Source organism: Herbaspirillum aquaticum (assembly GCF_002213425.1).
Taxonomy (GTDB): Bacteria; Pseudomonadota; Gammaproteobacteria; order Burkholderiales; family Burkholderiaceae_D; genus Herbaspirillum; species Herbaspirillum aquaticum.
Map to the genome: position 1 here is coordinate 269686 of NZ_NJGV01000004.1, position 23735 is coordinate 293420.

22 protein-coding genes are annotated in these 23735 nt (G+C 63.6%); 10 read left to right on the plus strand and 12 right to left on the minus strand.

The window, feature by feature from the left end:
• Window positions 1-20: 20 nt before the first annotated feature.
• Together CEJ45_RS05835 and CEJ45_RS05840 are read right to left on the minus strand one after the other, a co-directional pair.
• A complete protein-coding gene (locus CEJ45_RS05835; RefSeq protein ID WP_088754240.1) occupies window positions 21-1334 on the minus strand; it encodes an MFS transporter in 1314 nt (437 codons plus the stop codon).
• A gap of 301 nt (window positions 1335-1635) precedes the next feature.
• Window positions 1636-2571, minus strand: a complete 936-nt coding sequence (locus CEJ45_RS05840; RefSeq protein WP_088754241.1) for a LysR family transcriptional regulator — start codon at window positions 2569-2571, stop codon at window positions 1636-1638.
• Between the two features lie 416 nt (window positions 2572-2987).
• Here CEJ45_RS05840 and CEJ45_RS05845 point away from each other — a divergent pair, with 416 nt between their 5' ends.
• The 10 genes from CEJ45_RS05845 (at window position 2988) to CEJ45_RS05890 (ending at window position 13577) form a co-directional block, all read left to right on the plus strand.
• On the plus strand, window positions 2988-3965 hold the full coding sequence (locus CEJ45_RS05845) for a MurR/RpiR family transcriptional regulator (protein ID WP_088754242.1): 978 nt from the start codon (window positions 2988-2990) through the stop codon (window positions 3963-3965).
• Window positions 3962-4948 (plus strand): isoaspartyl peptidase/L-asparaginase family protein, encoded by a 987-nt coding sequence (locus CEJ45_RS05850; RefSeq protein WP_088754243.1) that lies wholly within the window; start codon window positions 3962-3964, stop codon window positions 4946-4948. Before CEJ45_RS05845 ends, CEJ45_RS05850 begins: the two co-directional genes overlap by 4 nt.
• Window positions 4949-4973: 25 nt before the next feature.
• Window positions 4974-6827, plus strand: a complete 1854-nt coding sequence (locus CEJ45_RS05855) for a dipeptide ABC transporter ATP-binding protein (protein ID WP_088754244.1) — start codon at window positions 4974-4976, stop codon at window positions 6825-6827.
• A gap of 136 nt (window positions 6828-6963) precedes the next feature.
• The gene (gene gsiB / locus CEJ45_RS05860; protein ID WP_370516282.1) at window positions 6964-8508 is read left to right on the plus strand and encodes a glutathione ABC transporter substrate-binding protein GsiB; all 1545 of its coding nucleotides are present in this window, start codon (window positions 6964-6966) and stop codon (window positions 8506-8508) included.
• Between the two features lie 261 nt (window positions 8509-8769).
• On the plus strand, window positions 8770-9690 hold the full coding sequence (gsiC, locus tag CEJ45_RS05865; protein ID WP_088754246.1) for a glutathione ABC transporter permease GsiC: 921 nt from the start codon (window positions 8770-8772) through the stop codon (window positions 9688-9690).
• Window positions 9691-9698: 8 nt separating this feature from the next.
• A complete protein-coding gene (gsiD, locus tag CEJ45_RS05870) occupies window positions 9699-10643 on the plus strand; it encodes a glutathione ABC transporter permease GsiD (RefSeq protein WP_034337513.1) in 945 nt (314 codons plus the stop codon).
• A complete protein-coding gene (locus CEJ45_RS05875) occupies window positions 10643-11683 on the plus strand; it encodes a DmpA family aminopeptidase (protein ID WP_088754247.1) in 1041 nt (346 codons plus the stop codon). Before gsiD ends, CEJ45_RS05875 begins: the two co-directional genes overlap by 1 nt.
• 25 nt (window positions 11684-11708) lie before the next feature.
• Window positions 11709-12551, plus strand: coding sequence for a M55 family metallopeptidase (locus CEJ45_RS05880; protein WP_088754248.1), 843 nt, complete (start codon window positions 11709-11711; stop codon window positions 12549-12551).
• A gap of 91 nt (window positions 12552-12642) precedes the next feature.
• On the plus strand, window positions 12643-13110 hold the full coding sequence (parS, locus tag CEJ45_RS05885; RefSeq protein WP_088754249.1) for a type II RES/Xre toxin-antitoxin system antitoxin: 468 nt from the start codon (window positions 12643-12645) through the stop codon (window positions 13108-13110).
• Window positions 13107-13577: an RES family NAD+ phosphorylase gene (locus CEJ45_RS05890; RefSeq protein ID WP_088754250.1), complete on the plus strand. Its 471-nt coding sequence runs from the start codon at window positions 13107-13109 to the stop codon at window positions 13575-13577. Before parS ends, CEJ45_RS05890 begins: the two co-directional genes overlap by 4 nt.
• 15 nt (window positions 13578-13592) lie before the next feature.
• On the opposite strand, the gene CEJ45_RS05895 is transcribed toward CEJ45_RS05890, so the two are convergent.
• From CEJ45_RS05895 to CEJ45_RS24795, 10 genes are all read right to left on the minus strand, one after another.
• Window positions 13593-14486: a ketopantoate reductase family protein gene (locus CEJ45_RS05895; RefSeq protein ID WP_088754251.1), complete on the minus strand. Its 894-nt coding sequence runs from the start codon at window positions 14484-14486 to the stop codon at window positions 13593-13595.
• 304 nt (window positions 14487-14790) lie between these two features.
• Entirely contained in the window at window positions 14791-15402 is a 612-nt protein-coding gene (locus CEJ45_RS05900) for a hypothetical protein (protein ID WP_088754252.1), read from the minus strand.
• A gap of 246 nt (window positions 15403-15648) precedes the next feature.
• Window positions 15649-16443: a GntR family transcriptional regulator gene (locus tag CEJ45_RS05905; RefSeq protein WP_088754253.1), complete on the minus strand. Its 795-nt coding sequence runs from the start codon at window positions 16441-16443 to the stop codon at window positions 15649-15651.
• A gap of 12 nt (window positions 16444-16455) precedes the next feature.
• On the minus strand, window positions 16456-18075 hold the full coding sequence (locus tag CEJ45_RS05910) for a gamma-glutamyltransferase family protein (protein ID WP_088754254.1): 1620 nt from the start codon (window positions 18073-18075) through the stop codon (window positions 16456-16458).
• A 52-nt stretch (window positions 18076-18127) separates the two neighbouring features.
• Window positions 18128-19105, minus strand: coding sequence for an ABC transporter ATP-binding protein (locus CEJ45_RS05915; RefSeq protein ID WP_088754313.1), 978 nt, complete (start codon window positions 19103-19105; stop codon window positions 18128-18130).
• A gap of 10 nt (window positions 19106-19115) precedes the next feature.
• On the minus strand, window positions 19116-20075 hold the full coding sequence (locus CEJ45_RS05920) for an ABC transporter ATP-binding protein (protein WP_088754255.1): 960 nt from the start codon (window positions 20073-20075) through the stop codon (window positions 19116-19118).
• 9 nt (window positions 20076-20084) lie between these two features.
• Window positions 20085-20960, minus strand: a complete 876-nt coding sequence (locus CEJ45_RS05925; RefSeq protein ID WP_229296842.1) for an ABC transporter permease — start codon at window positions 20958-20960, stop codon at window positions 20085-20087.
• Window positions 20961-20998: 38 nt separating this feature from the next.
• Window positions 20999-21955, minus strand: coding sequence for an ABC transporter permease (locus tag CEJ45_RS05930; RefSeq protein WP_088754257.1), 957 nt, complete (start codon window positions 21953-21955; stop codon window positions 20999-21001).
• Window positions 21956-21960: 5 nt separating this feature from the next.
• Window positions 21961-23460 carry an ABC transporter substrate-binding protein gene (locus tag CEJ45_RS05935; protein WP_088754258.1) on the minus strand — a complete coding sequence of 500 codons (1500 nt, stop codon included), beginning with the start codon at window positions 23458-23460 and terminating at the stop codon, window positions 21961-21963.
• Entirely contained in the window at window positions 23457-23621 is a 165-nt protein-coding gene (locus CEJ45_RS24795; protein ID WP_158214894.1) for a hypothetical protein, read from the minus strand. The genes CEJ45_RS05935 and CEJ45_RS24795 overlap by 4 nt, the downstream gene beginning before the upstream one ends.
• Window positions 23622-23735 lie beyond the last annotated feature (114 nt).

Below are 23735 nucleotides of genomic sequence, written 5' to 3' on the forward strand. Positions count from 1 at the left end.
AGGGGGAGATCAGTGCATCATCAGTGTTTTTTGACGAATACCACCACCAGGAAGCTGGCGAGGAATTCAAGGGCGGCCACGAAATACAGGCCCGACGAGAGCGACCCGGTGCTGGTCTTCAATGCGCCGATCATGTAAGGGGCCACGAAGCCGGCCAGGTTGCCGATGGAGTTGATCAGGGCGATGCCACCGGCCGCAGCCGTGCCGGCCAGGAACGCACCGGGAATCGACCAGAACACCGGGAAGGCTGCCAGGATGCCGATAGCGGCCAGCGTCAGCGAGCACAGGGCCAGCGTCGCATTGCCCAGCGTCATGCCGGTAGCGAGCAAGCCGATGCAGGCGATGAGCGTGGCGATGGCGCTGTGCAGGTGGCGCTCGCCGGTCTTGTCGGAGTGGAAGCCGTTCCACACCATGGCCAGCGTGCCGGCCACGAAGGGGATGGCCGAGATCAGGCCGATCTGCAGGTTACCCTTGACGCCGATTTCCTTGATGATGGACGGCGCCCAGAAGGCGATGGTGGCATTGCCGCTGACCACGCAGAAATACACGGCGGCGCAGATCCAGACGCGGTAGTTGGCACAGGCGTCCTTGAAAGAAAAATGCTTGCCCGGTGCGCTGTTCTCGGCGGCCAGCACTTGCGTGACGGCGGTTTTTTCAGCATCGCTGAGCCACTTGGCATTGGCCGGCTTTTCCGGCAGCCAGGCCAGCACGGCGAAGCCCGCCAGGATGGACGGAATGCCCTCGATGATGAAGAGCCATTGCCAGTTGGCCAGGTGGCCCACGCCTTCCATGCCGCTCATGATGAGCCCGGCAATGGGGCCGCCGACTGCACCGGCGATGGCGAACGAGGTCATGAAGAGGCCATTGACGCGGGCACGGCGCTTGGCCGGGAACCAGTAGGTCAGATACAGCACCACGCCGGGGAAGAAGCCGGCTTCAAAGATGCCCAGCAGGAAGCGCAGGATGTAGAAACTGGTCGGCGTGGTGACGTAGGCCATGGCCATCGAAGCCAGGCCCCAGAGGATGGTGATGCGGGCCAGCGTCTTGCGGGCACCGATTTTTTCCAGCAGCAGGTTGCTGGGCACTTCAAAGAGGAAATAGCCGATGAAGAAGATGCCCGCGCCCAGCCCGTAGACCGCCTCGGAGAACTGCAGGTCCTGCAGCATCTGCAGTTTGGCGAAGCCGACGTTGACGCGATCGATCCAGGCCAGCACGAACAGGAAAACCAGGAAGGGAATCAGGCGCCAGGCGATCTTGCCGTAGGTGGCCTCAAGGCTGGCGCTGCTGCTGGCCGCGGGCACCGCGGTGGCCGCAGCGGATGGGGAATAGGACATGGAAAACCTCCTCAAGTGTGGCCGGCGTCCGCGTGACGGCGCCGTGTCGTGTTCTGCATGGTTGGGATGGGAGCGGCTGCAGGCATTGCAGGGCTGGGCATTCCGGAGCCAGCCCAAAGGCGCCGGTCTGAATTCAGTATGGGGATGCAGGGCGGGCGCTGTCCAACAAGAAAATCTGAACGGCCTTGATTGAAAAATCTTATGAGCAAAAGCAGGGCGCCGTTTGCTTCAGGATGGTGCTGTCCAGGCGCGCCCGCTCATCGGCGCGCAGGCCAGCGTGCAGGCGGGAGGACGGGCGACCTCAGCCGGGCGGGGCGGGCAGCCGCGCAATCTCCTGGCCCCAATTGAGTGCGAAGTCGGACGCCGTTTCCTGCGCGATGCGGGCCACGGTTTCGGTCAGCGGGTTTTCATGATCGGCGCGGAAACAGGCGATCAGCGCCAGCGCCGGAAACTCGGTATCCACGCGCAGCAGGTGCAGGCTCTCTTCGTTGAGCTCGCGCTGGATGATGGCCGGTGGCACGGCCGTGATGCCGAAGCCATCGGTGGCCAGCCGGATCATGGTGGCCACCGAGGCGATGCAGTTGATGTGCAGCGTGCGCTCACCGCGCTCGCTGCCCGAGAACAAGCGCTCGATCACCGCATGCGGCCCCGAATTGCGGGCGAAGCTGATGATGGGGAAGGCCGCCAGGTCGGCCAGCGAGAGCGTCTCGCTGCCGATGTCGAGCTTGGGGCTGCCGACCCAGCGCATGGGGAATTCGCACAGCGCGATGTTGCTGACTTGCGGCCCGATCACCGGCTCGGCCTGCAGGACCAGGTCCAGGTTGCTTTTGCTGAACTGCTCGTGCAGGTGGATGGTGGTGTCGCTGACGATCTCGATCTGCAGGCGCGGAAAGGCTTTATGCAGGCGCCCGAGGAAATCCGGAAACCAGCTGTGCACGATGGATTCGATCACGCCGATGCGAATGACGCCGGCAAACACTTCACGGTCGGACATGTCGTCCTTCATCTCGCGCATGAGCTTGACCATGCGTTCGGCATACACCAGCGCCTTGCTGCCATCGGCCGTCAGCGCGACTTCGCGCGCGCTGCGGTCGAACAGGCGCACGCCGAAGTCCTGTTCGAGCGAGGCGATGCGGCTGGAGACGGCGGCCTGCGTGGTGTGCAGCCGCTCGGCGGTGAGCCGGAAATTGCGCAAGCGGGCCAGCCAGACGAAGGTTTCAAGAAAGCGGATATTCATGAGCGGGCAGGGCTGGGGGAAGGGGCGTATTTTATCGTCTTCGGATCGGCCTTCGGCCTGTCATTTTTGGTGCGCTGCGCAATGAATCTTCGTTGATCCGGCGCACATCTGGTGCATTTCATGCGGGCAATCGCGTGCTTCTGGTGCGTTATAAGGATATTCGGTTTTTGAAAGTATTTTTTCTTTACTCGCGGGGAAAATGAAAATATATTTACATTTTTTCGGCGGGACTGATGCAAATGACAAGTCCTGCGCGATGATAAAGACGTCCGCCCCAGCGGGCGCAACAGGACAAGAACAGTGGTGGCAGGGCTCCCTGCAAACGAGATAAACGAAATAAATGATTTGAACGATTTATTTCTTTTGCGCTTTGTTTGCAGGGAGCGGTGGATTCAATGACGACGGGGTAGCGGGCGGTGACACAACAGCCGAAGAACATCAGTTTGCAGGGAGCCGGTGCGGTAGCGCAGGCCGTGGGCAAGCTGTATCCGCAATTGTCCAAGTCGCACCGCAAGACGGCCGACTACGTGCTGGGCAATCCCTTCCGCGCCGCCACCATGACCATCGACGAACTCTCGGAAGCGGCCGGCATCTCGGTGGCCACCGCCAACCGCTTCGCCCATGCGCTGGGCTTCGACGGCTATGCCTCTTTCCGCGCCGCGCTGGTTTCCGATTTTGCGACCACCCTGGCCCCGGTGGAAAAACTGCGCGAGCAGGTCCAGCGTACCGCTACCAGTGCCGAGATCATGGCCGCCGCCTTCGACAGCGACATCGCCAACATCGAGGCCACGCGCCGCATGCTCACGCCTGAACACTGCGAGCAGGCGGTCGAGATGATCCTCTCGGCGCAGCGCATCTTCATCACCGGCTTTGGTGCCTCGGCCTATCTGTCCGGCCTGATGGCCCATACGCTGGAACCCTATGTGCGCACCGTCAGCTCGGTGGCCATGGCGGGCGGCCCCTCGCAGGCGGCGCGCCAGTTCTTCAAGCTCGACAGTGATGACCTGGTGATTGCCATGGTCTTCCCCCGCTATGCGGCTGACACCGTCTGGCTCACCCAGCGCGCGGTGGAGAAGGGGGCACGGGTGATCGCACTCACCGATACGCCCGGCTCGCCGCTGGTGCCGCTGGCCGACGTCGCTTTGTATGCCCAGACCCATGGCCGCCTGGCGCCCACTTCGGATGCGGCCGCACTGATCCTGATCCAGGCCCTGTGCGATGCGGTGGCGCATCGCGCACGCCGCTCGGTGCAGGCGGCTACGCAAATGACTGAATTCGTGCTGCCCTGGCTGTACCTGGCCCAGCAGCAACAGCGCGGCGGCGCCACGCCGGTCGGCAAGCCCGTGCGGGCCACTGCCAAGCGCGCTCCAATCAAAGGAAAGACCAACGCATGACCACTCCGGTAATTGCCATCCATGGCGGCGCAGGTACCATCACGCGCGCTTCGCTCACGGCCGAGGACGAGGCCCGCTATCACCAGGCCCTGTCCGACATCGTCGCGGCCGGCCAGGCCGTGCTCAACGCCGGCGGTTCGGCGCTGGAAGCCGTCACCGAAGCCGTGCGCCTGCTGGAAGACTGCCCGCTCTTCAACGCCGGCCATGGTGCCGTCTACACCAGCGAAGGCAAGCATGAGCTGGACGCTTGTGTCATGAATGGTGCCGACCTCGCCTCGGGCGCGGTGGCCTGCGTGACCAAGCTGCGCAACCCCATCCTGGCCGCACGCACGGTGATGGAAAACAGCGAACACGTCCTGCTGGTAGGCCCCGCCGCCGAAGCCTTTGCGGCGCGCCACGGTGCGGTCACGGTCGAACCCGCTTACTTTCATACCGATGCGCGCCACGAACAATGGCAGCGCGTGCGCGGCCAGTCGCGCGCGATGCTGGACCACGATGCCTCCTCCTTCGCCTTCGCGGAAAAAGCCGCCGAGCCCAAGGAGCCCATCGACCCCGACAACAAGTTCGGCACCGTCGGTGCCGTCGCGCTGGACCAGTTCGGCAACCTCGCTGCGGCCACCTCGACCGGCGGCATCACCAACAAGCAGCCCGGCCGCGTAGGCGATTCGCCCATCATCGGGGCCGGCTGCTATGCCAACAACGCCACCGTGGCCGTGTCGGCCACCGGCACCGGCGAAGCCTTCATGCGCACCGCCGCCTGCTACGACATCGGCGCGCGCATGGCCTATGCCGGCCAGTCGCTGGAAGACGCCAGCCGCGCCGTGGTCTTCGAGACCTTGCCCAAGGTGGGCGGACGCGGTGGCCTCATCGCCATCGACCGCCATGGCAACCTGGCCTTGCCCTTCAATACCGAAGGCATGTATCGCGCCTGGGGCTGTGGCGAACTGGCCCCGGTCACCGCCATTTACGCAGCACCGGCCTGAAGCGGCCGAGCAGGAGAGAATCAAGATGCAACAGTCCCAACGCGTGCTGGATGTCCGTCAGCTCAATGTCCGCTTTGCCACCTCCGAACGGACGGTCGATGCGGTGCGCGACCTGTCCTTCCACGTCAACCAGGGCGAGACCCTGGCCATCGTCGGTGAATCGGGCTCGGGCAAGTCGGTGTCGTCGCTGGCCATCATGCGCCTGATCGAACACGGCGGCGGCAAGATCGCCAGCGGCAGCATGCAGTTCCTGCGCCGCAGCGGCCAGTCGCTGGACCTGGCGCAGGCCGACAACGCCACCATGCGCAGCATCCGGGGCGCGGAGATCGCCATGATCTTCCAGGAACCGATGACCTCGCTCAATCCGGTCTTCACCGTCGGCGAGCAGATTGCTGAATCGATCCGCCTGCACCAGGGGATGAGCCGTGCCGCCGCCCAGGCCGAGGCGCTGCGCATGCTGGAGATGGTGCGCATTCCTGAAGCCAGGCGCGTGCTGGGCCGTCATCCGCACCAGCTCTCCGGCGGCATGCGCCAACGCGTGATGATCGCCATGGCCTTGTCCTGCAAGCCCTCGCTGCTCATTGCCGATGAACCGACCACGGCGCTGGATGTGACCATCCAGGCCCAGATCCTGCAACTGATCCGTTCGCTGCAGCAGGAGATGCAGATGGGTGTGATCTTCATCACCCACGACATGGGCGTGGTGGCCGAAGTGGCCGACCGCGTGGTGGTGATGTGCCGTGGCGAGAAGGTGGAAGAGAACGAGGTCAAGCCACTCTTTGCCGCTCCTGCGCATCCCTACACCCAATCCCTGCTGGCGGCCGTACCGCGCCTGGGTTCCATGCGCGGCACCGACAAGCCGCTGCGCTTTGGCATCGCGCCCCAGGCCGAGGTGCGTCCCGACCTGATCGCCAGTGAACTGCAGGCCCAGGCGGAGATTGCCGCGCAGCGCCAGCCCATCCTCAAGGTGCGCGACCTGACCACACGCTTTGACGTGAAGAGCGGCATCTTCGGCCGCGTCAAGCAGCGCGTGCATGCGGTCGAGAAGGTGAGCTTCGATCTCTATTCCGGCGAGACCCTGGCCATCGTCGGCGAATCCGGTTGCGGCAAGTCCACCACCGGGCGCTCGTTGCTGCGCCTGGTCGACATCGCCGGCGGCAAGGTCGAGTTCGGTGGCCGCGACCTGGCGCAACTGCCGCGTTCGGAACTGCGCGAGCTGCGCCGCGATATCCAGTTCATCTTCCAGGATCCTTTCGCTTCGCTTGACCCGCGCATGACGGTGGGCTACTCCATCATGGAGCCGATGCTGGTGCACGGCCTGAAGGAGGGTGCGCAGGAACGCGTGGATGCGCTGCTGACCCGCGTGGGCCTGACACCTGAGCACGGCCAGCGCTATCCGCACGAATTTTCCGGTGGCCAGCGCCAGCGCATCTGCATCGCCCGCGCACTGGCGTTGAACCCCAAGATCGTCATCGCCGATGAATCGGTATCGGCGCTGGACGTATCGATCCAAGCCCAGATCGTCAACCTGATGCTGGACCTGCAGGCCGAGCTGGGCATCTCCTTCATCTTCATCTCGCACGACATGGCGGTGGTGGAACGCATCAGCCATCGGGTGGCGGTGATGTACCTGGGGCAGATCGTGGAGATCGGACCGCGCCGCGCCATCTTCGAAAATCCCCAGCACCCTTACACGCGCAAGCTGATGGCGGCCGTGCCGGTGGCCGATCCGACCCTGCGCCAGCCGGGCAAGAAACTGATGACCGATGAAATTCCCAGCCCGATCCGGCTGGTGGGCGATGAGCCCAAGGTGGAGCCGCTGCGGGAAGTGGCTCCGGGGCACTTCGTGGCCCAGCACCGTATTGCCGGCGCTTTTTGAGCGCTGGCGTGATGTTCCCTCAGTCGTATCTGTAATTTGGTAAATGCAGTCAGCGCAGTAATCTCAACCAAGCTGTAACCACTCAAGCGTCACTGATCAGGAGAGACCGATGTCCGCATCCGCAAAAAACAAAGCAATGAGCGCCGCCAAATGGCTGGCCCTGGGTACCCTGGGCGCCGCCCTGCAATTCGGCGCGGCCAATGCCTTCGCCGCCAAGACCGCTACCGTGGCCGTAGCGTCGACCTTCACCACGATGGACCCGTATGACGCCAACGATACGCTGTCGCTGTCGGTGATGAAGTCCTTCTACCAGGGCCTCTATGGCTTCGACAAGGACATGAAGCTGATCCCGGTGCTGGCCGAAGGCTACCTGGTGAGCAAGGATGGCCTGGAATACACCATCCGCCTGAAGCAAGGCGTGAAGTTCCATGACGGTACCGTCTTCAAGGCCGACGCCGTCAAGGCCGTCTTCGACCGCGTGACCAACCCGGACAACAAGTTGAAGCGCTACAACCTCTTCAACCGCATCGCCAAGACCGAAGTGCTCAACGACTACACCGTCAAGGTGGTGTTGAAGGAACCGTTCTCGGCCTTCATCAACGTGCTGGCGCACCCGTCGGCCGCGATGATCTCCCCGGCTGCGCTGAAGCAGTACGGCAACAAGGACATCGCCTTCCACCCGGTCGGTACCGGTCCCTTCAAGTTCGTGGAATGGAAGCAGACCGACTACGTGAAGGTGGCCAAGTTCGACGGTTACTGGAAGCAGGGCTACCCCAAGGTCGACGAGATCCTGTGGAAGCCGGTGGTGGACAACAACTCGCGCTCGGCCATGCTGCAGACCGGCGAAGCCCAGTTCACCTATCCGCTGCCCTACGAACAGGCTGACCTGCTCAAGGGCAAGGGCAACCTGGACGTGATCGCCGGTCCCTCCATCATCCAGCGCTACATGTCGATGAACGTCAAGCAGAAGCCGTTCGACAATCCGAAGGTGCGCGAAGCGATCAACTACGCCATCAACAAGGATGCCCTGGCCAAGGTTGCCTTCAATGGCTATGCCACCCCGATGGATGGCGTGCTGCCGCAAGGCGTGGACTACGCCTTCAAGACCGGTCCCTGGCCCTATGACGTGAAGAAGGCCAAGGCCCTGCTGGCCGAAGCCGGTTATCCGAACGGCTTCGAAACCGAACTGTGGTCGGCCTACACCCACACCACCGCCATGAAGGTGATCCAGTTCCTGCAGCAGCAGCTGGCGCAAGTGGGCATCAAGACCAAGATCCAGGCCCTGGAAGCCGGCCAGCGCGTGGAGCGTGTGGAAAGCTGGCAGGATCCGGCCACCGCGCCGATCCGCCTGTTCTACGTCGGCTGGTCGTCCTCGACCGGTGAAGCCGACTGGGGCCTGCGTCCGCTGCTGGCATCGGAATCCTTCCCGCCGCGCCTGTTCAACACCGCTTACTACAAGAGCGACAAGGTCGATGCGGACATCGCCAAGGCCCTGACCGTCTCCGACCGCAAGGAAAAGGAAGCGCTGTACAAGGACGCCCAGCAGGAAGTCTGGAAGGACGCACCGTGGGCCTTCCTGGTCACCGAAAAGCTGCTGTATGCCCGCGCCAAGAACCTCAAGGGCATCTACATCATGCCGGACCAGGCTTACGAATTTGAGAACATCGAGTTCACCAAGTAAGCAGGCGCTGTGTTTTCGGCCCTTGCGGGCCGATGCAAAAATGCAGTGCTGTGAGACCGCGTCATGCAGTTTTGCAGCACCGGGCAGGTTCTCTGCATCGTCGTAACGAGCAGAAAAGAGCAGCAATGAAGCGGGGAGGGTGGCTGGCCATCCTCCCCCACAGATTCACGATGCGTTGCCATGCAAGCCGGCAGCGCAGGGAGCGACTCCACCGCAGGGTGTGGACACACCAGCGACGGGCAGCCTTATTCAGAGAGTCCCATGTTTTCCTATGTCATCAAACGCCTGTTAGGCCTCATTCCCACGCTGTTGCTGGTGGCGGTGCTGGTTTTCCTGTTCGTGCACCTGCTGCCGGGTGACCCGGCACGCCTGGCCGCTGGTCCCGAAGCCGATGAAAAGACGGTCGCCCTGGTGCGTGCCGACCTCGGCCTGGACAAGCCGCTGCCGGAGCAGTTCGTCAACTTCTTCATCAATGCCGCCCACGGCGACTTCGGCCGTTCCATCCGCAGCAAGCGCCCGGTCTCCGAAGAGATCGCCGCGCGCTTCTGGCCCACCTTGTGTTTGACCATCGTGGCGATGATCTGGGCCGTGCTGTTCGGTCTGATCATCGGCATTTCCTCGGCCGTGTGGCGCAACAAGTGGCCGGATCGCCTGGGCATGACGCTGGCGGTCTCCGGCATTTCCTTCCCGGCGTTCTCGCTGGGCATCCTGCTCATGCAGGTCTTCTCGGTCGAGCTGGGCTGGCTGCCCACGGTCGGTGACGAAACCTGGCGCCACTACATCCTTCCCTCACTGACGCTGGGTGCGGCAGTGGCCGCGGTGATGGCGCGCTTTACCCGTTCTTCCTTCATCGAGATCTTGCAGGAAGACTTCGTCCGTACCGCCCGTGCCAAGGGCCTGACCGAGACCGTGGTGGTCATCAAGCACTGCCTGCGCAATGCGTTGATCCCGGTGGTGACGATGATGGGCCTGCAGTTCGGTTTCCTGCTGGGCGGCTCCATCCTGGTCGAGGTGGTGTTCAACTGGCCGGGCATGGGACGCCTGCTGGTCGATGCCGTCGAGATGCGTGACTACCCCATCATCCAGGCCGAGATCCTGCTGTTCTCGCTGGAATTCATTTTCATCAACCTGGTGGTGGACGTGCTCTATGCCGTGATCAACCCCAGCATTCGTTTCAAGTGAGGGGAATCATGTCGCTCTCCAATTCGCCTCTGGCCACTACCTCCGAAACCGGCGCACCGCTGCCGCCGCCCGATCCGGCCGCCGTCGCCGCTTCCGGCCAGAAGATCCGCACCCCCTGGCGCGAGTTCTGGCGCAAGTTCAAGAAGCAGCGCCTGGCCGTTTACGCGGGCGTGTTCATCCTGCTGCTGATCCTCATTGCCATCCTGGCTCCCTGGATCGTGCCCTTCGACGCCGAGAATTTCTTCGACTACGATGCCCTCAATTCGCCACCGACCTGGACCCACTGGTTCGGGGTCGATTCGCTGGGCCGCGACATCTTCAGCCGCATCCTGATGGGGGCGCGCATCTCGCTGGCCTCGGGCTTCTTCTCGGTGGCCATCGGTGCCGTGATCGGCACTGTGTTCGGCCTGCTGGCCGGCTACTATGAAGGCTGGTGGGACCGCATCGTCATGCGCATCTGCGACGTGCTGTTCGCCTTCCCCGGCATCTTGCTGGCCATCGGCATCGTCGCCATCCTGGGCGGCGGCATGATCAACGTCATCATCTCGGTGTCGGTGTTCAGCATCCCGGCCTTTGCGCGCCTGGTGCGCGGCAATACGCTGCAGCTCAAGAACCTGACCTACATCGAGGCCACCCGCAGCATCGGTGCGTCCGACACCACCATCATGTGGAAGCACATCTTCCCCGGTACCATCTCGGCCATCGTGGTGTATTTCACCATGCGCATCGGTACCTCCATCATCACGGCGGCCGGCCTGTCCTTCCTCGGCCTGGGCGCGCAATCGCCCACGCCCGAGTGGGGCCTGATGCTGAACGAAGCCCGCGCCGACATGGTCACCTCGCCGCACGTGGCGCTGGTGCCCAGCATCGCGATCTTCCTGACCGTGCTGGCCTTCAACCTGCTGGGCGACGGCTTGCGCGACGCGCTCGATCCCAAGATCGACCAGCGCTGATGATGAACCCGCAGGTGCCGCTGCAGGTGCCACATATCGGCCGCTTGCCCGCCGGTGCGCGCAACAGCATCACCGATGTGGAGGGCGTGCGCGTGGGTCACTGCACCCTCGATGCCGGTGCGGTGCAGACCGGAGTGACCGTGATTGCGCCGCATGGCGGCAATCTCTTCACCCACAAGCTGCCGGCGGCGGCGGCCGTCATCAACGGTTTCGGCAAGAGTGCGGGGCTGGTGCAGCTGGAAGAACTGGGTTTGCTGGAAACGCCCATCGCGCTTTCCAACACCTTTGCCGTGGGGGCGCTGCTCAATGCGCAAATCGCCCACACCGTGCGCGCCAATCCGGAATGCGGGCGCAGCCTGCCCACGGTCAACGGGCTGGTGCTGGAATGCAATGACGGCTATCTCAACGACCTGCAGGCCATGGCCGTGCAGCCAGCGCATTTTGAGTTGGCGATGGCGGCCTTGTCGGTCGAGGTCGCGCAAGGCGCGGTCGGGGCGGGGCGGGGCATGTCCAGCTTTGGCCTCAAGGGTGGTATCGGTACCGCTTCGCGCGTGGCCACCTTGGATTCACAGGGGCAGTCCTATACCGTCGGCGCGCTGGTGCTCTCCAACTTCGGGCGCCTGCCCGAACTGATCCTGGCAGGCGATCCGCTGGGTGCGCGATTGGCTGCCAGCGAAACACCCGATACCGCGCCCGAGAAGGGCTCCATCATCATGATCCTGGCTACCGATGCGCCGCTGGATGCGCGGCAGTTGAAGCGCCTGGCCATCCGCGCCGGGGCAGGACTGGCGCGCACCGGGTCGGCCTACGGCCATGGCAGCGGCGATATTGCGCTGGCCTTCTCGACCGCCCAGGCCATCGAGGCCGATGCCGATTGCCTGCACCTGGCGCTGCTGGCCGATCATCTGCTGGACCCGCTGTTCCATGCCGCCGCTGATTGCATCGAACAAGCCATCGTGCATGCGCTCTTTGCGGCCGAGACCTTGCGCGGGCGTGATGGCCATGTACGCCTGAGCCTGCGCGAGCGCCTGGCTTCCTGAATTGCTTCCCCTGAAAGACCGCCTCATGAACAAGCGTGCAAACATCCTGGTTTCCGTCGACATCGAAGGCGTGGCCGGGGTCTTCCACACCGAGCAGACCCGCGCCGGCAATGGCGAATATGAACGCGCCCGGCGCTGGATGACCGAAGAGGCCAATGCCGTCATCCGAGGCGCATTGGCGGCCGGCGCGACGGCCATCAAGGTCAACGATTCGCATGGCGGCTTCCGCAACCTGCTGCCGGACCTGCTGCATCCGGATGCGCGCATGGTACTGGGCAAGCCGCGCGTGCTGGGCATGATGGGCGGCGTGGATCAGGATATCGATGCGGTCATGCTGGTGGGTTACCACTCGCGTGCACAAGGGCGCGGCATCCTGGCGCACACCACCAACAGCTTTGCCTTCGCCCGTGTATGGCTGGGCGGGCAGGAGTTGGGCGAGGCCGGGCTGTATGGCGCACTGGCGGCCGAACATGGCGTGCCGGTGATTTTCGGCAGCGGTGACGATGCCTTCATCGAAGAGAATCAGCCCTTGTTCCCGCATGCGATCTTTGCCGAAACCAAGAAGGCCTATGGCGCCAACAGCGGCGATTCGCTCACGCCCGGGCAATCCTGCGCGCTGCTGGAAGAGCGCGCCCGCCAGGCTGTCACTGCGCTGCTGGCCAACCCGGCGGCCATGCCGGTACTGCCCTTGCGCGGCCCGCTGCGTTGTCGCCTGCAGGCGCAGACGGTGGCGCTGGCGGATCTCTTCAGCCAGTTGCCGATACTTGAGCGTACTGACAACGTCACCGTCGAATTCGATGCCCCCACGGCGGAATATGCGGTGCGGGTGCTCAACAGTTTGTCGGCGATGTCGGCCATGTTGCGGTGACGGCAGGCAACTCTCATTTGATGGGAGATTGACGCTCATTTGGGAAGCTTCTAAGATGAGAGTCTGCATCTGACCAAATGAGAGGTTGAACATGGCAACACGTGCTACGGTCGAGGCCGCCGCCAGCAAGCGTTCCCCCGGATTGGGTGCCAAACCGCGCGACTTCGAACGGTTTGCCCGCATGGATCCGATCAGCCAGGGCCGCACCATCCGCGACGGTATGGACGCCATCATTGCCGAGCGCGTCGCCCGGGAGCTGTTGCAGATTCCCTTGCAGACCTTGCTGTCCGGCCTGGGGCTGCCCAGTTCCACCATCCTGCGCAAGATTTCCCGCAAGGAACGCCTTTCCGGTTCCGAGTCCGACCGCATCGCCCGTGTGCTCTACATCCGTGAGCAGGCGGCCGATGTGTTCGAGGATGCGGACCTGGCTGCGCAGTGGATGCGTCGCGGCAATGCGGCGCTGGGGGGATTGACCCCGCTGGAAGTGCTCGATACCCAGCCGGGTTATGACCGGGTGCGCGACATCCTGGCCCGCATCGCCTTCGGGGTGGCGGCTTGAAGGTATACCGGCTGGCCAAGGACAAGCCGGGGCACTATGCGGCCGATGACTTGTCCGGCAATGGCGCCGCGCTCAGCGGCGGCCGCTGGAATCCGCGCGGCTTGCGCGTGCTCTACACCTGCTGCAGCGCTTCGACGGCCTTGCTGGAGTCGCTGGTGCACATGGCCGGGCTGATGCCGCGGGCCAACTACTTCCTCATCGTGCTGGAGATACCAGACACCGAAGTGCGCAAGGCCTATGTGCCTGGCTTGCCGCCGGACTGGTCCGACATCGCGCGCGACCCGGCCAGCACCGCCGCCATCGGCCAGCACTGGATTGAACAGGGCAAGCAACTGGTGATGAAGGTGCCATCGGTGGTGAGCCCGACCGATTTCAATCTCTTGCTCAATCCGCTGCATGCGCAGATGGCCAGCGTCAAGGTGCTGGAAAAAAAGCTCTTCCGTTTCGACGCCCGGCTCTTCGGTTGAACCCATGGCCCGCTTTCAGCGCGCCTTGCTCTCGATCAGCTTGACCAGCGCATGCACGGTCAGGTTGACCGGCGTTGCGATGCCATGCGCCTGTCCACGCCGCACGATGTAGCCGTTGAGGTGATCGATTTCGCTGGGCTTGCCGCGCGCCACGTCCTGCGCAGTGGAAGAGAATTGCGTGGGCATGGTCTCGATGATCTTGCGGATGGCCACATCCACATCCCCGGCCAGGGTCACGCCCTCGGCGGCGGCTACGGCCTTGCATTCGCTGACCAGGTGGCCCATCACTTCCGGCACACCCACGCCTTCGACCAGCTTGCCGTAGGGCAGCTGCGTGATGGCAGAGAGAGCGTTGTAGGCGCAGTTGATGATGAGTTTCAACCACAGCGCGCCGCGCACGTTGTCGGAAATCTCGGTCGGCACGCCGGCCGCAATCAGCGCCTCGGCGGCTTGCTGGCTGCGTGCGGCCGGTTCGATCACCAGCTCGCCACGGCCGTGGTGCTTGACGTGTCCGGGTCCGGCCATTTCCGTGGCGACGTAGACCACGGCCGCCGAGACCGGTTGCGGGATCACCGTGCGCAGGCGCTCGGCATTGTCAGTGCCGTTCTGCAGCGTCAGCACCAGCGTATCGGGGGCAAGATGCGCACGCAGTTGCGCGCCGGCGGTTTCGGTATCGGGGGATTTGACGCAGAAGAGCACCAGGTCGGCACCTGCCACGATGGCCGGATCGGTGCTGGCCTTGACGGGGATGGTCGCATCGAAGGTTTTGGCTTCCAGCCGCAGGCCCTTGGTATTGAAGGCCTCCACGTGTTGTGGCCGGCCCACCAGGACCACCTCGTGTCCGGCCCGCGCCAGCATCCCGGCGAAATAACATCCCACGGCACCTGCGCCCATCACGGCAACTTTCATGTGTGTCTCCCCGCTTGGCAAATTGAAGTCAGGCGGGAAGCCTAACACAGCGTCGGCGCGCTTTCAGCGCAGGTCAGCATTGGACAGGAGAGAGCCGGCGTGCCGGGGACAGCTGAGCTTGCATCGATAAAGCTCGGGCTGACCTTCGCCTGATCAGAGCGAGGAGGCATCCGACGGCGGGCTATCGAGGCGCCGAAGATGGCTTGGACGGCACCGGTTTGAGTGGAGCAGGGGGGCGATTATCTTGAACGTATCGAATGGGAGGCGGCGGTGGGGGCGGTGGAATCTTTTTGGTTTCGCTCATTTACTTCTCCAGTGTGATGGGCGCGGTGATCAATACCCGTACAGGTGAGTCTTTTTCCTGCTTGTTCAATCCGGAAAAGTAAAACACCATCAAGGCAAACATGGCATACATTCCGGCATGAATGAGAAATTTCAGCGTGAGATGCAGATGGTAAGCCCTCATGTCGTTGGCAATCGCATTCGCTGATGATGTGCGGCCGTATTGGTCGGATAACATCGAACGAAACGCGTTCCTGGCAAGCTCGTCGGCGTTTTCGAGATGCTCATAGGAGTAGTAACACTCTGCTTTGTAGTTCGTCCAGAACACGCCAGGCGCTACAAATTGATACTCGGTACTCCATGCGGCTTTGATGAAATACCAGGTGCCAAGAAAGATGAAGGAGCCCGAGAAGAAATAGCATCCGTAAAATACATACAGCCAAGTTCCCGAGGCCGCCCGGTCAAGGTTCTGCAGCATGAAGCTCAGGATGCCCGCCATTGCGACTCCGATGGCGAATGGCATTTGGAGCCGCGCGTTCACCTTGTCGCGAGTATCTACTTCGTGGAAATACAGCTTCTCACAGAGCTCGAACAATTCGTCATTGATGGTCTTGCTCTTTTCATCTGCCGACATGATCTTGACCTCTGGTGTCAGGAAACTCGTTTTGTGCCCAAGTCTCGCCTCCGATTGGCGAGACCGGTGACTTTACTACTGTCTCAAGGTCCTGCTCACAATCGAGAGGTAATACGCCAGAAGAAGTCGAAAATTTTGCATGCCGTCGTATTAATCGGTTGAAGTCGACCAATGCGAGGCGGTACTGCGCCGATGCAGAAGGCGTGCGACGCAGCTTGACAGTCGCACATTGAATCTACAATACCCTCAGAACGACCGCCGCACCCGCACCGACACATACGCTGGCGGCTTGGTGGTCGCGGTGGCCCGCGCGCTATGCAGCCGATGCAAGGTGATCTGGTTGACCTCCGCATGGCTGCCATCGATGTGCTCGCCCATCAGGCGCATCGCGCCCTCGGCGTCGCCGGCGGCGATGCTGTCGAGGATGGCGGCATGTTCCTCGTAGGTCGAGTGCAGGCAATCGCCATACAGGAAATCCAGCCGCCGCACGATGCGGATACGGTCGGTAAGACGGTCGAATGACTCGGCCATCTCCTGGTTGCCGGCCGCGCGCACCAGGCTCTGGTGGAAGACCTCATCGAGCTGGGCTGCCTTGGGCCCGTCCGGTTCCCGTGCCTCGGCGGCCACACACCAGGTCGCGCGCAGCCCGGCCAGCACGGACTGGTCTGCGCCCTGGGCGCAGAGGCGGCGCACGGCGTGCGTCTCGATGAGCTTGCGCATTTCATAAAGATCGGAAAAACGCTTGAAATCGATCGGCACTACCTCCCAGCCCCCGCGCACATAGCCCTGCATCAGGCCATCGTTCTGCAGGCGTTGCAGCGCCTGCCGCACCGGCGTGCGCGAGACCTTGAAATGCGCCGCAATCTCGGTCTCGGTGATCTGGTCGCCAGGCAAGAGGCGCATGTCGAAGATGTCCTGCCGCAATTGGGCATAGACATACTCGGGCAGGGAGCCATTGCGCACCAGCGCGTCCTCGCCCTCGGCATCAGGGGCGAGCGCAACGGCGTCAGCGGCGGGGGAGGGAGCGGCCAGGCTTTTCACGATGGGCTTTCTTTACCAGGCTGCCACACTGCCATCGGTACGCGGTTCGGTCCCGCCGCAGAGCACGCCTTCGTCATTGCGCCAGATGATCTGGCCGCGACCGAAGCCGAGCTGGTTGCCCGACCACGACACTTCGTGTCCCAGCCCGCCCAGGCCACGGAAGAGATGTTCGGCCGTGGTGTGCTCGATGCTGACCTTGTTTCCTTTCTCCCATTCCCAGCGCGGTGCATCCAGCGCGGCTTGTGGATTGAGGCCGAAGTCGACGGTGTTCATCACCACCTGCACGTGTCCCTGCGGCTGCATGAAGCCACCCATCACGCCGAAGGGACCGACTGCCTGCCCATTGCGCGTCATGAAGCCGGGGATGATGGTGTGGTACGGACGCTTGCCCGCGGCCAGCACATTGGGATGCCCGGCTTGCAGCGTGAAATTGTTGCCGCGATTGTGGAGCGCGATGCCGGTGCCCGGTACTACAAGGCCCGAGCCGAAGCCCATGTAGTTGCTCTGGATGAAGGACACCATGTTGCCCTCGGCATCGGCGGTGCACAGGTACACCGTGCCGCCGCGCGAAGGGTCGCCCGCCACCGGCAGCGTGGCGCGCGGGCCGATCAGCTTGCGGCGTTCATCGGCATAGGCGTCCGAGAGCAACTGCTCCACCGTCACCTTCATGTGCGCCGGGTCGGCGATATGGGCCAGGCCATCGGCATAGGCCAGCTTGATGGCTTCGATCTGGCGATGGTAGGTCGCCAGCGTGTCGCGCTCGGAGAAGTCGTAGGCCTTCAGCAGGTTCAGCGCCATCAGGGCCACCATGCCGTGGCCATTGGGCGGGATTTCCCAAACGTCATATCCGCGATAATTCACGCCGATGGGGTCCACCCATTCCGGCTGGAACGCCGCCAGGTCGGAGGCCTGCATGTAGCCGCCGGCCTGCTGCAGGAAGGCGGCAATCTTCTCCGCCAGGGCACCGCGATAGAAGCCCTCGGCATTGTCCTCGGCAATGGCCTGCAGGGTGGCGGCATGGCCGGCCGAGCGCCACAGCTGGCCGGCTTGCGGTGCCTGGCCTTCGATGCAGAAGGTATCGAACCAGGACTGGAAATGCGGCTCCTTGAACTCGCGCTTGAAGTTCTGCTGCGCGACCTGCCAGGCATGCGCCACCATCGGCGAGACCGGGAAGCCCTCACGCGCCAGGGTGATGGCGCCGGCCATGGAATCGGTCAGCGCCAGCTTGCCGAAGCGCTTGGCCATGGCGGCCCAGGCACTGGGCGTGCCGGGCACGGTGACCGGCAGGGCACCGTACTTGGGTACGTCCTTCAGGCCGGCGCTGGTGAGCTTGTCGGCGGAGATCGATTGCGGCGCCGGGCCGCTGGCATTCAAACCATGCAGCTTGCCGCCATGCCAGACCAAGGCGAAGGCATCGCCGCCGATACCGTTGGCGGTCGGCTCCACCACGGTCAATGCCGCAGCTGCTGCGATGGCCGCATCGATGGCGTTGCCGCCGCGCTGCAGGACTTCCAGCCCGGCCTGCGCGGCCAGTGGCTGCGAGGTCGCTACCATGCCGCGCCGGGCATAGACGGCGCTGCGGCGCGAAAAGTAGGGATAGTGGTTGCTGCTGAAGTCGGGGAAGGCGGGCATGGCGGTCTCTCGTTCTTGGTTCAGGGGCGTATTTTATCGTTTGGCTTGCGTATTACGTGGGGTGCAGCTTCAGCTCAGGGCGGCTCAGGTGGCAGGCCACAGTATGGGTAGCGCTGACCTTGACGGCCGCTGGCGCTTCGGTCTTGCATATTTCCATGCAGGACGGGCAGCGTGGATGAAAATGACAGCCCGAAGGCGGGGCGGCCGGATTGGGGATGCTGCCCTGCAGGATGATGCGTTCACGATGTTGGCGTGGATGTTCACGTGGGATGGCTGACAGCAGCGCCTGCGTATAGGGATGGCGCGGCTGGGTGTAGACCTCTTCACATCTGCCCGATTCGACCATGCGTCCGAGGTACATCACGCCGATGGTGTCGCTGACATGACGGATTACGGCCAGGTCGTGCGAGACGAAAAGATAGGTCAGCCCCAGCTCCTGCTGCAGCTCGCGCAGGAGGTTCAGGATCTGCGCCTGGATCGAGACATCGAGGGCCGACACGGCTTCATCGGCCACCACCAGCTTGGGCCGCGTGATGATGGCGCGGGCGATGCCCACGCGCTGGCGCTGGCCACCGGAGAACTCATGCGGATGGCGTGCTGCATAGGCCGGGTTGAGGCCGACCATGTCCAGCGCTTCGGCTACCCCGCGCTTGCGGGTGGCGCGGTCGTGCAGCTTGTGCACGATCAGCGGTTCTTCCAGCACTTCGCCGATGGTCATGCGCGGGTTCAGCGAGGCATACGGATCCTGGAACACCATCTGCATGTGCCGGCGCATGGCACGCAACTGGCCCTCGGGAAGCAAGGTCAGTTCCTGGCCCATGAAGCGCACGCTGCCTTCGCTGGGTTCGATCAGGCGCAGCACGCTGCGACCGGTGGTGGACTTGCCGCAGCCGGATTCGCCGACCAGGCCCAGGGTCTGTCCTTCGGCCAGGCTGAAGGAGACATCGTCAACGGCCTTGACGGTGCTGCTGCCGGAAGCGAAATATTTTTTCAGCCCGTGGACTTCGAGCAGGGGAGGTAGTGTCGTCATGATCAGGCCTTCAATGCGGATACCAGCAGCGCACGCTGTGGCCATCGCCCAGGTTTTCCAGTACCGGCATCTCCTGGCGGCAGATGTCCTGGGCGCGGGTGCAGCGGGCGGCGAAGCGGCAGCCCTGCGCGATGGTGCCGGGCGGTGGCACGCTGCCGGGGATGGCGGTCAAGGACGCACCGGGCGTGGCGTCCAGCGCCGGGCGCGCGCGCATCAGGGCATGCGTGTAAGGATGGGCGGGGCGGTCGAACAGGTCTTCCACGCTGCTCTGCTCCACCACCTGGCCGGCATACATCACCACCACGCGCTGGCACATCTCGGCCACCACGCCCAAGTCGTGGGTGATCATGAGGATGGAAGTCTTCTGCTCGCGCTTGAGGTCGCGCATCAGGTCGAGGATCTGCGCCTGGATGGTCACGTCCAGCGCGGTCGTCGGTTCATCGCACACCAGCAGGCGCGGCTGGCACAGCAGGGCCATGGCAATCATGACGCGCTGGCGCATGCCGCCGGAAAGGCTGTGCGGATATTCGTCCACCAGCTGCGCCGCACGCGAGAGGCCCACGCGTTCCAGCATGGCGATGACCTTGGCGTCGATCGCCTGGCGCGACAGCGAGGTGTGGATGCGCAGCATCTCGCCCAATTGGTCGCCGATGCGATGCAGCGGGTTCAGCGAGGTCATCGGCTCCTGGAAGATCATGGCGATCTCCTTGCCGCGGATGCTGCGCAGGGTGGCGTCATCGGCCTGCAGCAGGTCGCGCTCGCCAAAGCGGATCGCGCCCGACAGCCTGGCCTGGCTGGCCATGGGGAACAGGCGCAGGATGGACAGGGCGGTGACGCTCTTGCCGCAGCCGGATTCACCCAAGAGGCCCACGGTTTCATCCTGGCCCAGCGAAAAGGAGACGCCATCGACGGGTGCAACGCGGCGGCCGTGGCTCTTGAATTCGATCTTGAGATTTTCGATGGTGAGCATGGTGGTTCCTCAGCGGCTCAGTTTGGGGTCGAACACTTCGCGGATGCCATCGCCCAGCAGGTTGAAGCCCAGCACCACCAGGAAGATCGCCAGTCCCGGCCACATGGCCAGCATCGGCGTGGTGTTCAGGTAGCCCTGGGCAATGTGCAGCATGGAACCCCAGCTCGGGTCTTCCGGCTTGGCGCCCAGGCCGAGATAGGACAGCCCGGCTTCGGCGATGATGGCCGTGCCCATGGCGAAGGTGGCCTGGATCACCAGGGGCGCCAGGGAATTGGGCAGGATGTAGCGCCACATGATGCGCAGGTGCCCGGCACCGATGGAGCGTGCCGCCATCACGTAGTCGAGGTTGCGGATGGTCATGGCCTGCCCGCGCGCCAGCCGCACGAAGGACGAGGTGAAGCCGATGCCGACGGCCACCATGGCATTGTAGAAACCGCCCCCCAGCGCCGCCGCCAGCGCCAGCGCCAGGATCAGCGAAGGAAAGGCCTGCAGCGCATCGACCACGCGCATGACGATGGCATCGACCGCGCCGCGATAGTAGCCGCTGACGATGCCGATGGGCACGCCCAATGAAAAGGCCAGCCCGACCGAGATCAGCGCGGCCTGCAGGGAGATGCGCGAACCGTAGAGCATGCGGGTATAGATGTCGCGGCCCAGGTCATCGGTACCGAGCCAGTGCTCGGCACTGGGACCAGACAGCAGGTTGCCGTAGTCCTGATCAAAAATCGGATCGTACCGGGCCAGTACCGGTGCAGTGATGGCCAACAGTACCAGTACAGCGATGATCACCGCACCGATCACCGCCAGACGGTTGCGGCTGAAGCGGCGCAGGGTACGCCAGCGGGGCAGCGCCGGCAGGGCCTGCGCAGGGGAGGGAGGGTTCATGTCGGGAGACGTCATGGTTGGATGCGCTGGACGGGCAATCAGCGGGCGATGCGCGGGTCGATCACGCTGTAGAGCAGGTCCACGCACAGGTTGACGATGACCACCATCACGGTGGCGGCCAGTACACCGGCCTGTACAGTCACGTAGTCGCGCTGGAAGATGGCGTCGACGATCATCTTGCCCATGCCGGGAATGCCAAAGATGCTTTCGGTGATGACCAGTCCGCCCAGCATGCCGGAGACCATCAGGCCGCTGGCCGTGACCACCGGGATCATGGCATTGCGCAGCGCATGGCCCAGCACCACCTGCCAGTCGCGCAGGCCCTTGGAGAAGGCGGTGCGGATGTAATCCTCGTTGAGCACTTCCAGCAAACTGCTGCGCACCATGCGCATGAGGATGGCCGATTCACGCAGGCCGGTCACGACCATGGGCATGATCATGGCGATCAGGTTGGCGTGCCAGTCCACCGACAGCGGCACGAAGCCCGAGGCCGGCAGCCAGCCCAGCTTGACCGCAAAGAGGATGATGAACAGCATGCCCAGCCAGAAGTGCGGCACCGACATGCCGAACAGCGCGACCAGGGTACCGATGGCATTGGCCCAGCCGCGTGGGCGTGCCGCCGAGAGGATGCCGGCCGGCACCGCAATGATGACGGCCACCAGGAAACTGCCGATGGCCAGTTCGATGGTCACCGGCAGGCGCTGCCACAAGGCATCGGCCACCGGGGTGTTGTCGATGAAGGAGCGGCCCAGGTCGCCATGCAGCACCGCCCACAGCCAGCGCCCGTACTGCACCAGCAGCGGATCATCCAGGCCCAGTTTCAGGCGCAGCGCGGCCGCCGCTTCCGGCGTGGCTTCCATGCCGAGGATGGCGGCCACCGGGTCGCCCGGGAGCACCGCCAGCAGAGAGAACACCACCATGCTCACCAGCAGCAGGGTGGGGATCGACAGCAGCAATCGCCGGGCCAGCTTGGGCAGCTTGATCGTCGTGGCCATGTGGCTTACTTGGAAACGGTCGCAGTGCGGATCACGCCATCCGGCACGTACTGGAAGCCCTTGACCGACTTGGCAATGCCGAAGAGCACGTTGTCATGCACGGTGTAGATGTAGGGCACTTCCTTGACCAGGATCGCCATGGCCTGGTCGTAGAGCGACTTGCGCTTGGCCTGGTCGCCTTCCACGCGGGCCTGGTGCAGCAGGTCGTCCACTTCCTTGGCGCCGAAGTGCGAGTAGTTCAGCGAGCCATTGGTGGTGACGAAGTCGTAGATGTTCTGGTCCGGATCGGGACGCCCGCTCCAGCCCACGAACAGGCCTTCAAAGTTGCCCGCCTTGCCGGCCTCGATCTGGGTGGCCAGTTCGGTCTTCTCCAGCGTGACGGTGATGCCGGCCGGGCGCAGCATGCCCTGGATCATCTGGCCGACCTGCAATTCATCGGGCGTGGTCGGCAGGGTCAGCTTGAAGCTGAAGCCATTTTCTTTGCCGGCCGCCTTGAGCAGGGCCTTGGCGCGGGCCAGGTCGACCTTGGGCGGCACGTCGCTGGGGCCATTGGCAAACTGCGCCTTGGAGAAGGGCGAATGGCCGGCCGCCACGGCATTGTTGTAGACCACCTTGGCGATGGCGTTGCGGTCGATCAGGATGTCGACGGCTTCGCGCACTTCCTTCTTGTCGAAGGGGGGCTTGCCGGTGTTCATGTAGAAGCCGCGGAAGCCCAGCGACGGCTTGTTGAGCACGGTGTAGCTGGCGTTGGCGGGGACGTTGGTGATTTCCTTGTAGGGGAAGCGGTTGCTGATGTCGACCTGGCCGCTGCGCAGGTTGTTGAAGGCCACATTGACGTCCGGCATGATCTTGTAGACCACTTCATCCACCTTGGGCAGGCCGGCGCGCCAGTAGTCGGGATTCTTCTTGAGCGTGATGGTGGCCCCCTTGAGGCGGCCTTCGTAGACGAAGGGCCCGGTGCCGACCGGATGGTTGACGTAGTCTTCGCCGTATTTCTTCACTGCTGCGGGTGACGACATCATGCCCGCGCGGTCGGTGAGGATGGAGAGGAAGGGCGCGAAGGGCGTGGACAGGTCCAGCTTGATGGTGTGGTCATCCACCACCGTGATCTTGCTGACGTATTTCAGTTCATTGCGGCGCAGGGAGGTTTTTTCCTGGCCGCGCAACAGGTTGAATTCCACCGCCTTGGCATCGAAGGGCGTGCCGTCCTGGAACTTGACTCCCTTGCGCAGGAACAGCGTGTAGGTCTTCTGATCCTCGGACACGGTCCAGCGCTCGGCCAGCATGGGGATGATCTTGCCCTCGCCATCCAGGTCCACCAGCTTGTCGAAGATGCTCTGGTAGACGATGCGTTCGTTGAGCATGGAAGACTGCGTGGGATCGAGCTTGCCGGGGTCGGCATCCAGGGAGATGTTGAGCGTCACCGCCCATGCGGGCAGGCTGCAGGCGGCCAGCACGGCCGAGGACATTGCGGACAGCAGGAAACGGGAGACACGCTGGTTCATTCGTTTTTCCTTTCAGAAGTCATCACGGATCGAGCGCAACCGGCTTGGGCGGCAAGCCCGCCTGCCATGGCCATCGGGCCAGCTTGGGCGATGGATACGGTGAAGGCAAGCACGGATACGTCAATGTATACAACGACGAAGACATGCAGGAAGCGTGCCATGGCGGCAGCTTCGCGTCGGTCGGAAAACTCCTATCACGGGCCGGGAAAGCAGGCGGGGCAGGCCTCCCGCCGGATGGCTGCGAAGCGGGCGATGGCGTGCGACGTCGCGCACCC

Coding starts and splice junctions, on each gene's coding strand:
- parS (WP_088754249.1), top strand. CDS start 12,643: ATGGCAACACGTGCTACGGTCGAGGCCGCCGCCAGCAAGCGTTCCCCC.
- CEJ45_RS05875 (WP_088754247.1), top strand. CDS start 10,643: ATGATGAACCCGCAGGTGCCGCTGCAGGTGCCACATATCGGCCGCTTG.
- CEJ45_RS05840 (WP_088754241.1), bottom strand. CDS start 2,571: ATGAATATCCGCTTTCTTGAAACCTTCGTCTGGCTGGCCCGCTTGCGC.
- gsiD (WP_034337513.1), top strand. CDS start 9,699: ATGTCGCTCTCCAATTCGCCTCTGGCCACTACCTCCGAAACCGGCGCA.
- CEJ45_RS05855 (WP_088754244.1), top strand. CDS start 4,974: ATGCAACAGTCCCAACGCGTGCTGGATGTCCGTCAGCTCAATGTCCGC.
- CEJ45_RS05850 (WP_088754243.1), top strand. CDS start 3,962: ATGACCACTCCGGTAATTGCCATCCATGGCGGCGCAGGTACCATCACG.
- CEJ45_RS05925 (WP_229296842.1), bottom strand. CDS start 20,960: ATGAACCCTCCCTCCCCTGCGCAGGCCCTGCCGGCGCTGCCCCGCTGG.
- CEJ45_RS05895 (WP_088754251.1), bottom strand. CDS start 14,486: ATGAAAGTTGCCGTGATGGGCGCAGGTGCCGTGGGATGTTATTTCGCC.
- CEJ45_RS05835 (WP_088754240.1), bottom strand. CDS start 1,334: ATGTCCTATTCCCCATCCGCTGCGGCCACCGCGGTGCCCGCGGCCAGC.
- gsiC (WP_088754246.1), top strand. CDS start 8,770: ATGTTTTCCTATGTCATCAAACGCCTGTTAGGCCTCATTCCCACGCTG.
- CEJ45_RS05915 (WP_088754313.1), bottom strand. CDS start 19,105: ATGACGACACTACCTCCCCTGCTCGAAGTCCACGGGCTGAAAAAATAT.
- gsiB (WP_370516282.1), top strand. CDS start 6,964: ATGAGCGCCGCCAAATGGCTGGCCCTGGGTACCCTGGGCGCCGCCCTG.
- CEJ45_RS05920 (WP_088754255.1), bottom strand. CDS start 20,075: ATGCTCACCATCGAAAATCTCAAGATCGAATTCAAGAGCCACGGCCGC.
- CEJ45_RS05880 (WP_088754248.1), top strand. CDS start 11,709: ATGAACAAGCGTGCAAACATCCTGGTTTCCGTCGACATCGAAGGCGTG.
- CEJ45_RS05910 (WP_088754254.1), bottom strand. CDS start 18,075: ATGCCCGCCTTCCCCGACTTCAGCAGCAACCACTATCCCTACTTTTCG.
- CEJ45_RS24795 (WP_158214894.1), bottom strand. CDS start 23,621: ATGGCACGCTTCCTGCATGTCTTCGTCGTTGTATACATTGACGTATCC.
- CEJ45_RS05930 (WP_088754257.1), bottom strand. CDS start 21,955: ATGGCCACGACGATCAAGCTGCCCAAGCTGGCCCGGCGATTGCTGCTG.
- CEJ45_RS05900 (WP_088754252.1), bottom strand. CDS start 15,402: ATGTCGGCAGATGAAAAGAGCAAGACCATCAATGACGAATTGTTCGAG.
- CEJ45_RS05935 (WP_088754258.1), bottom strand. CDS start 23,460: ATGAACCAGCGTGTCTCCCGTTTCCTGCTGTCCGCAATGTCCTCGGCC.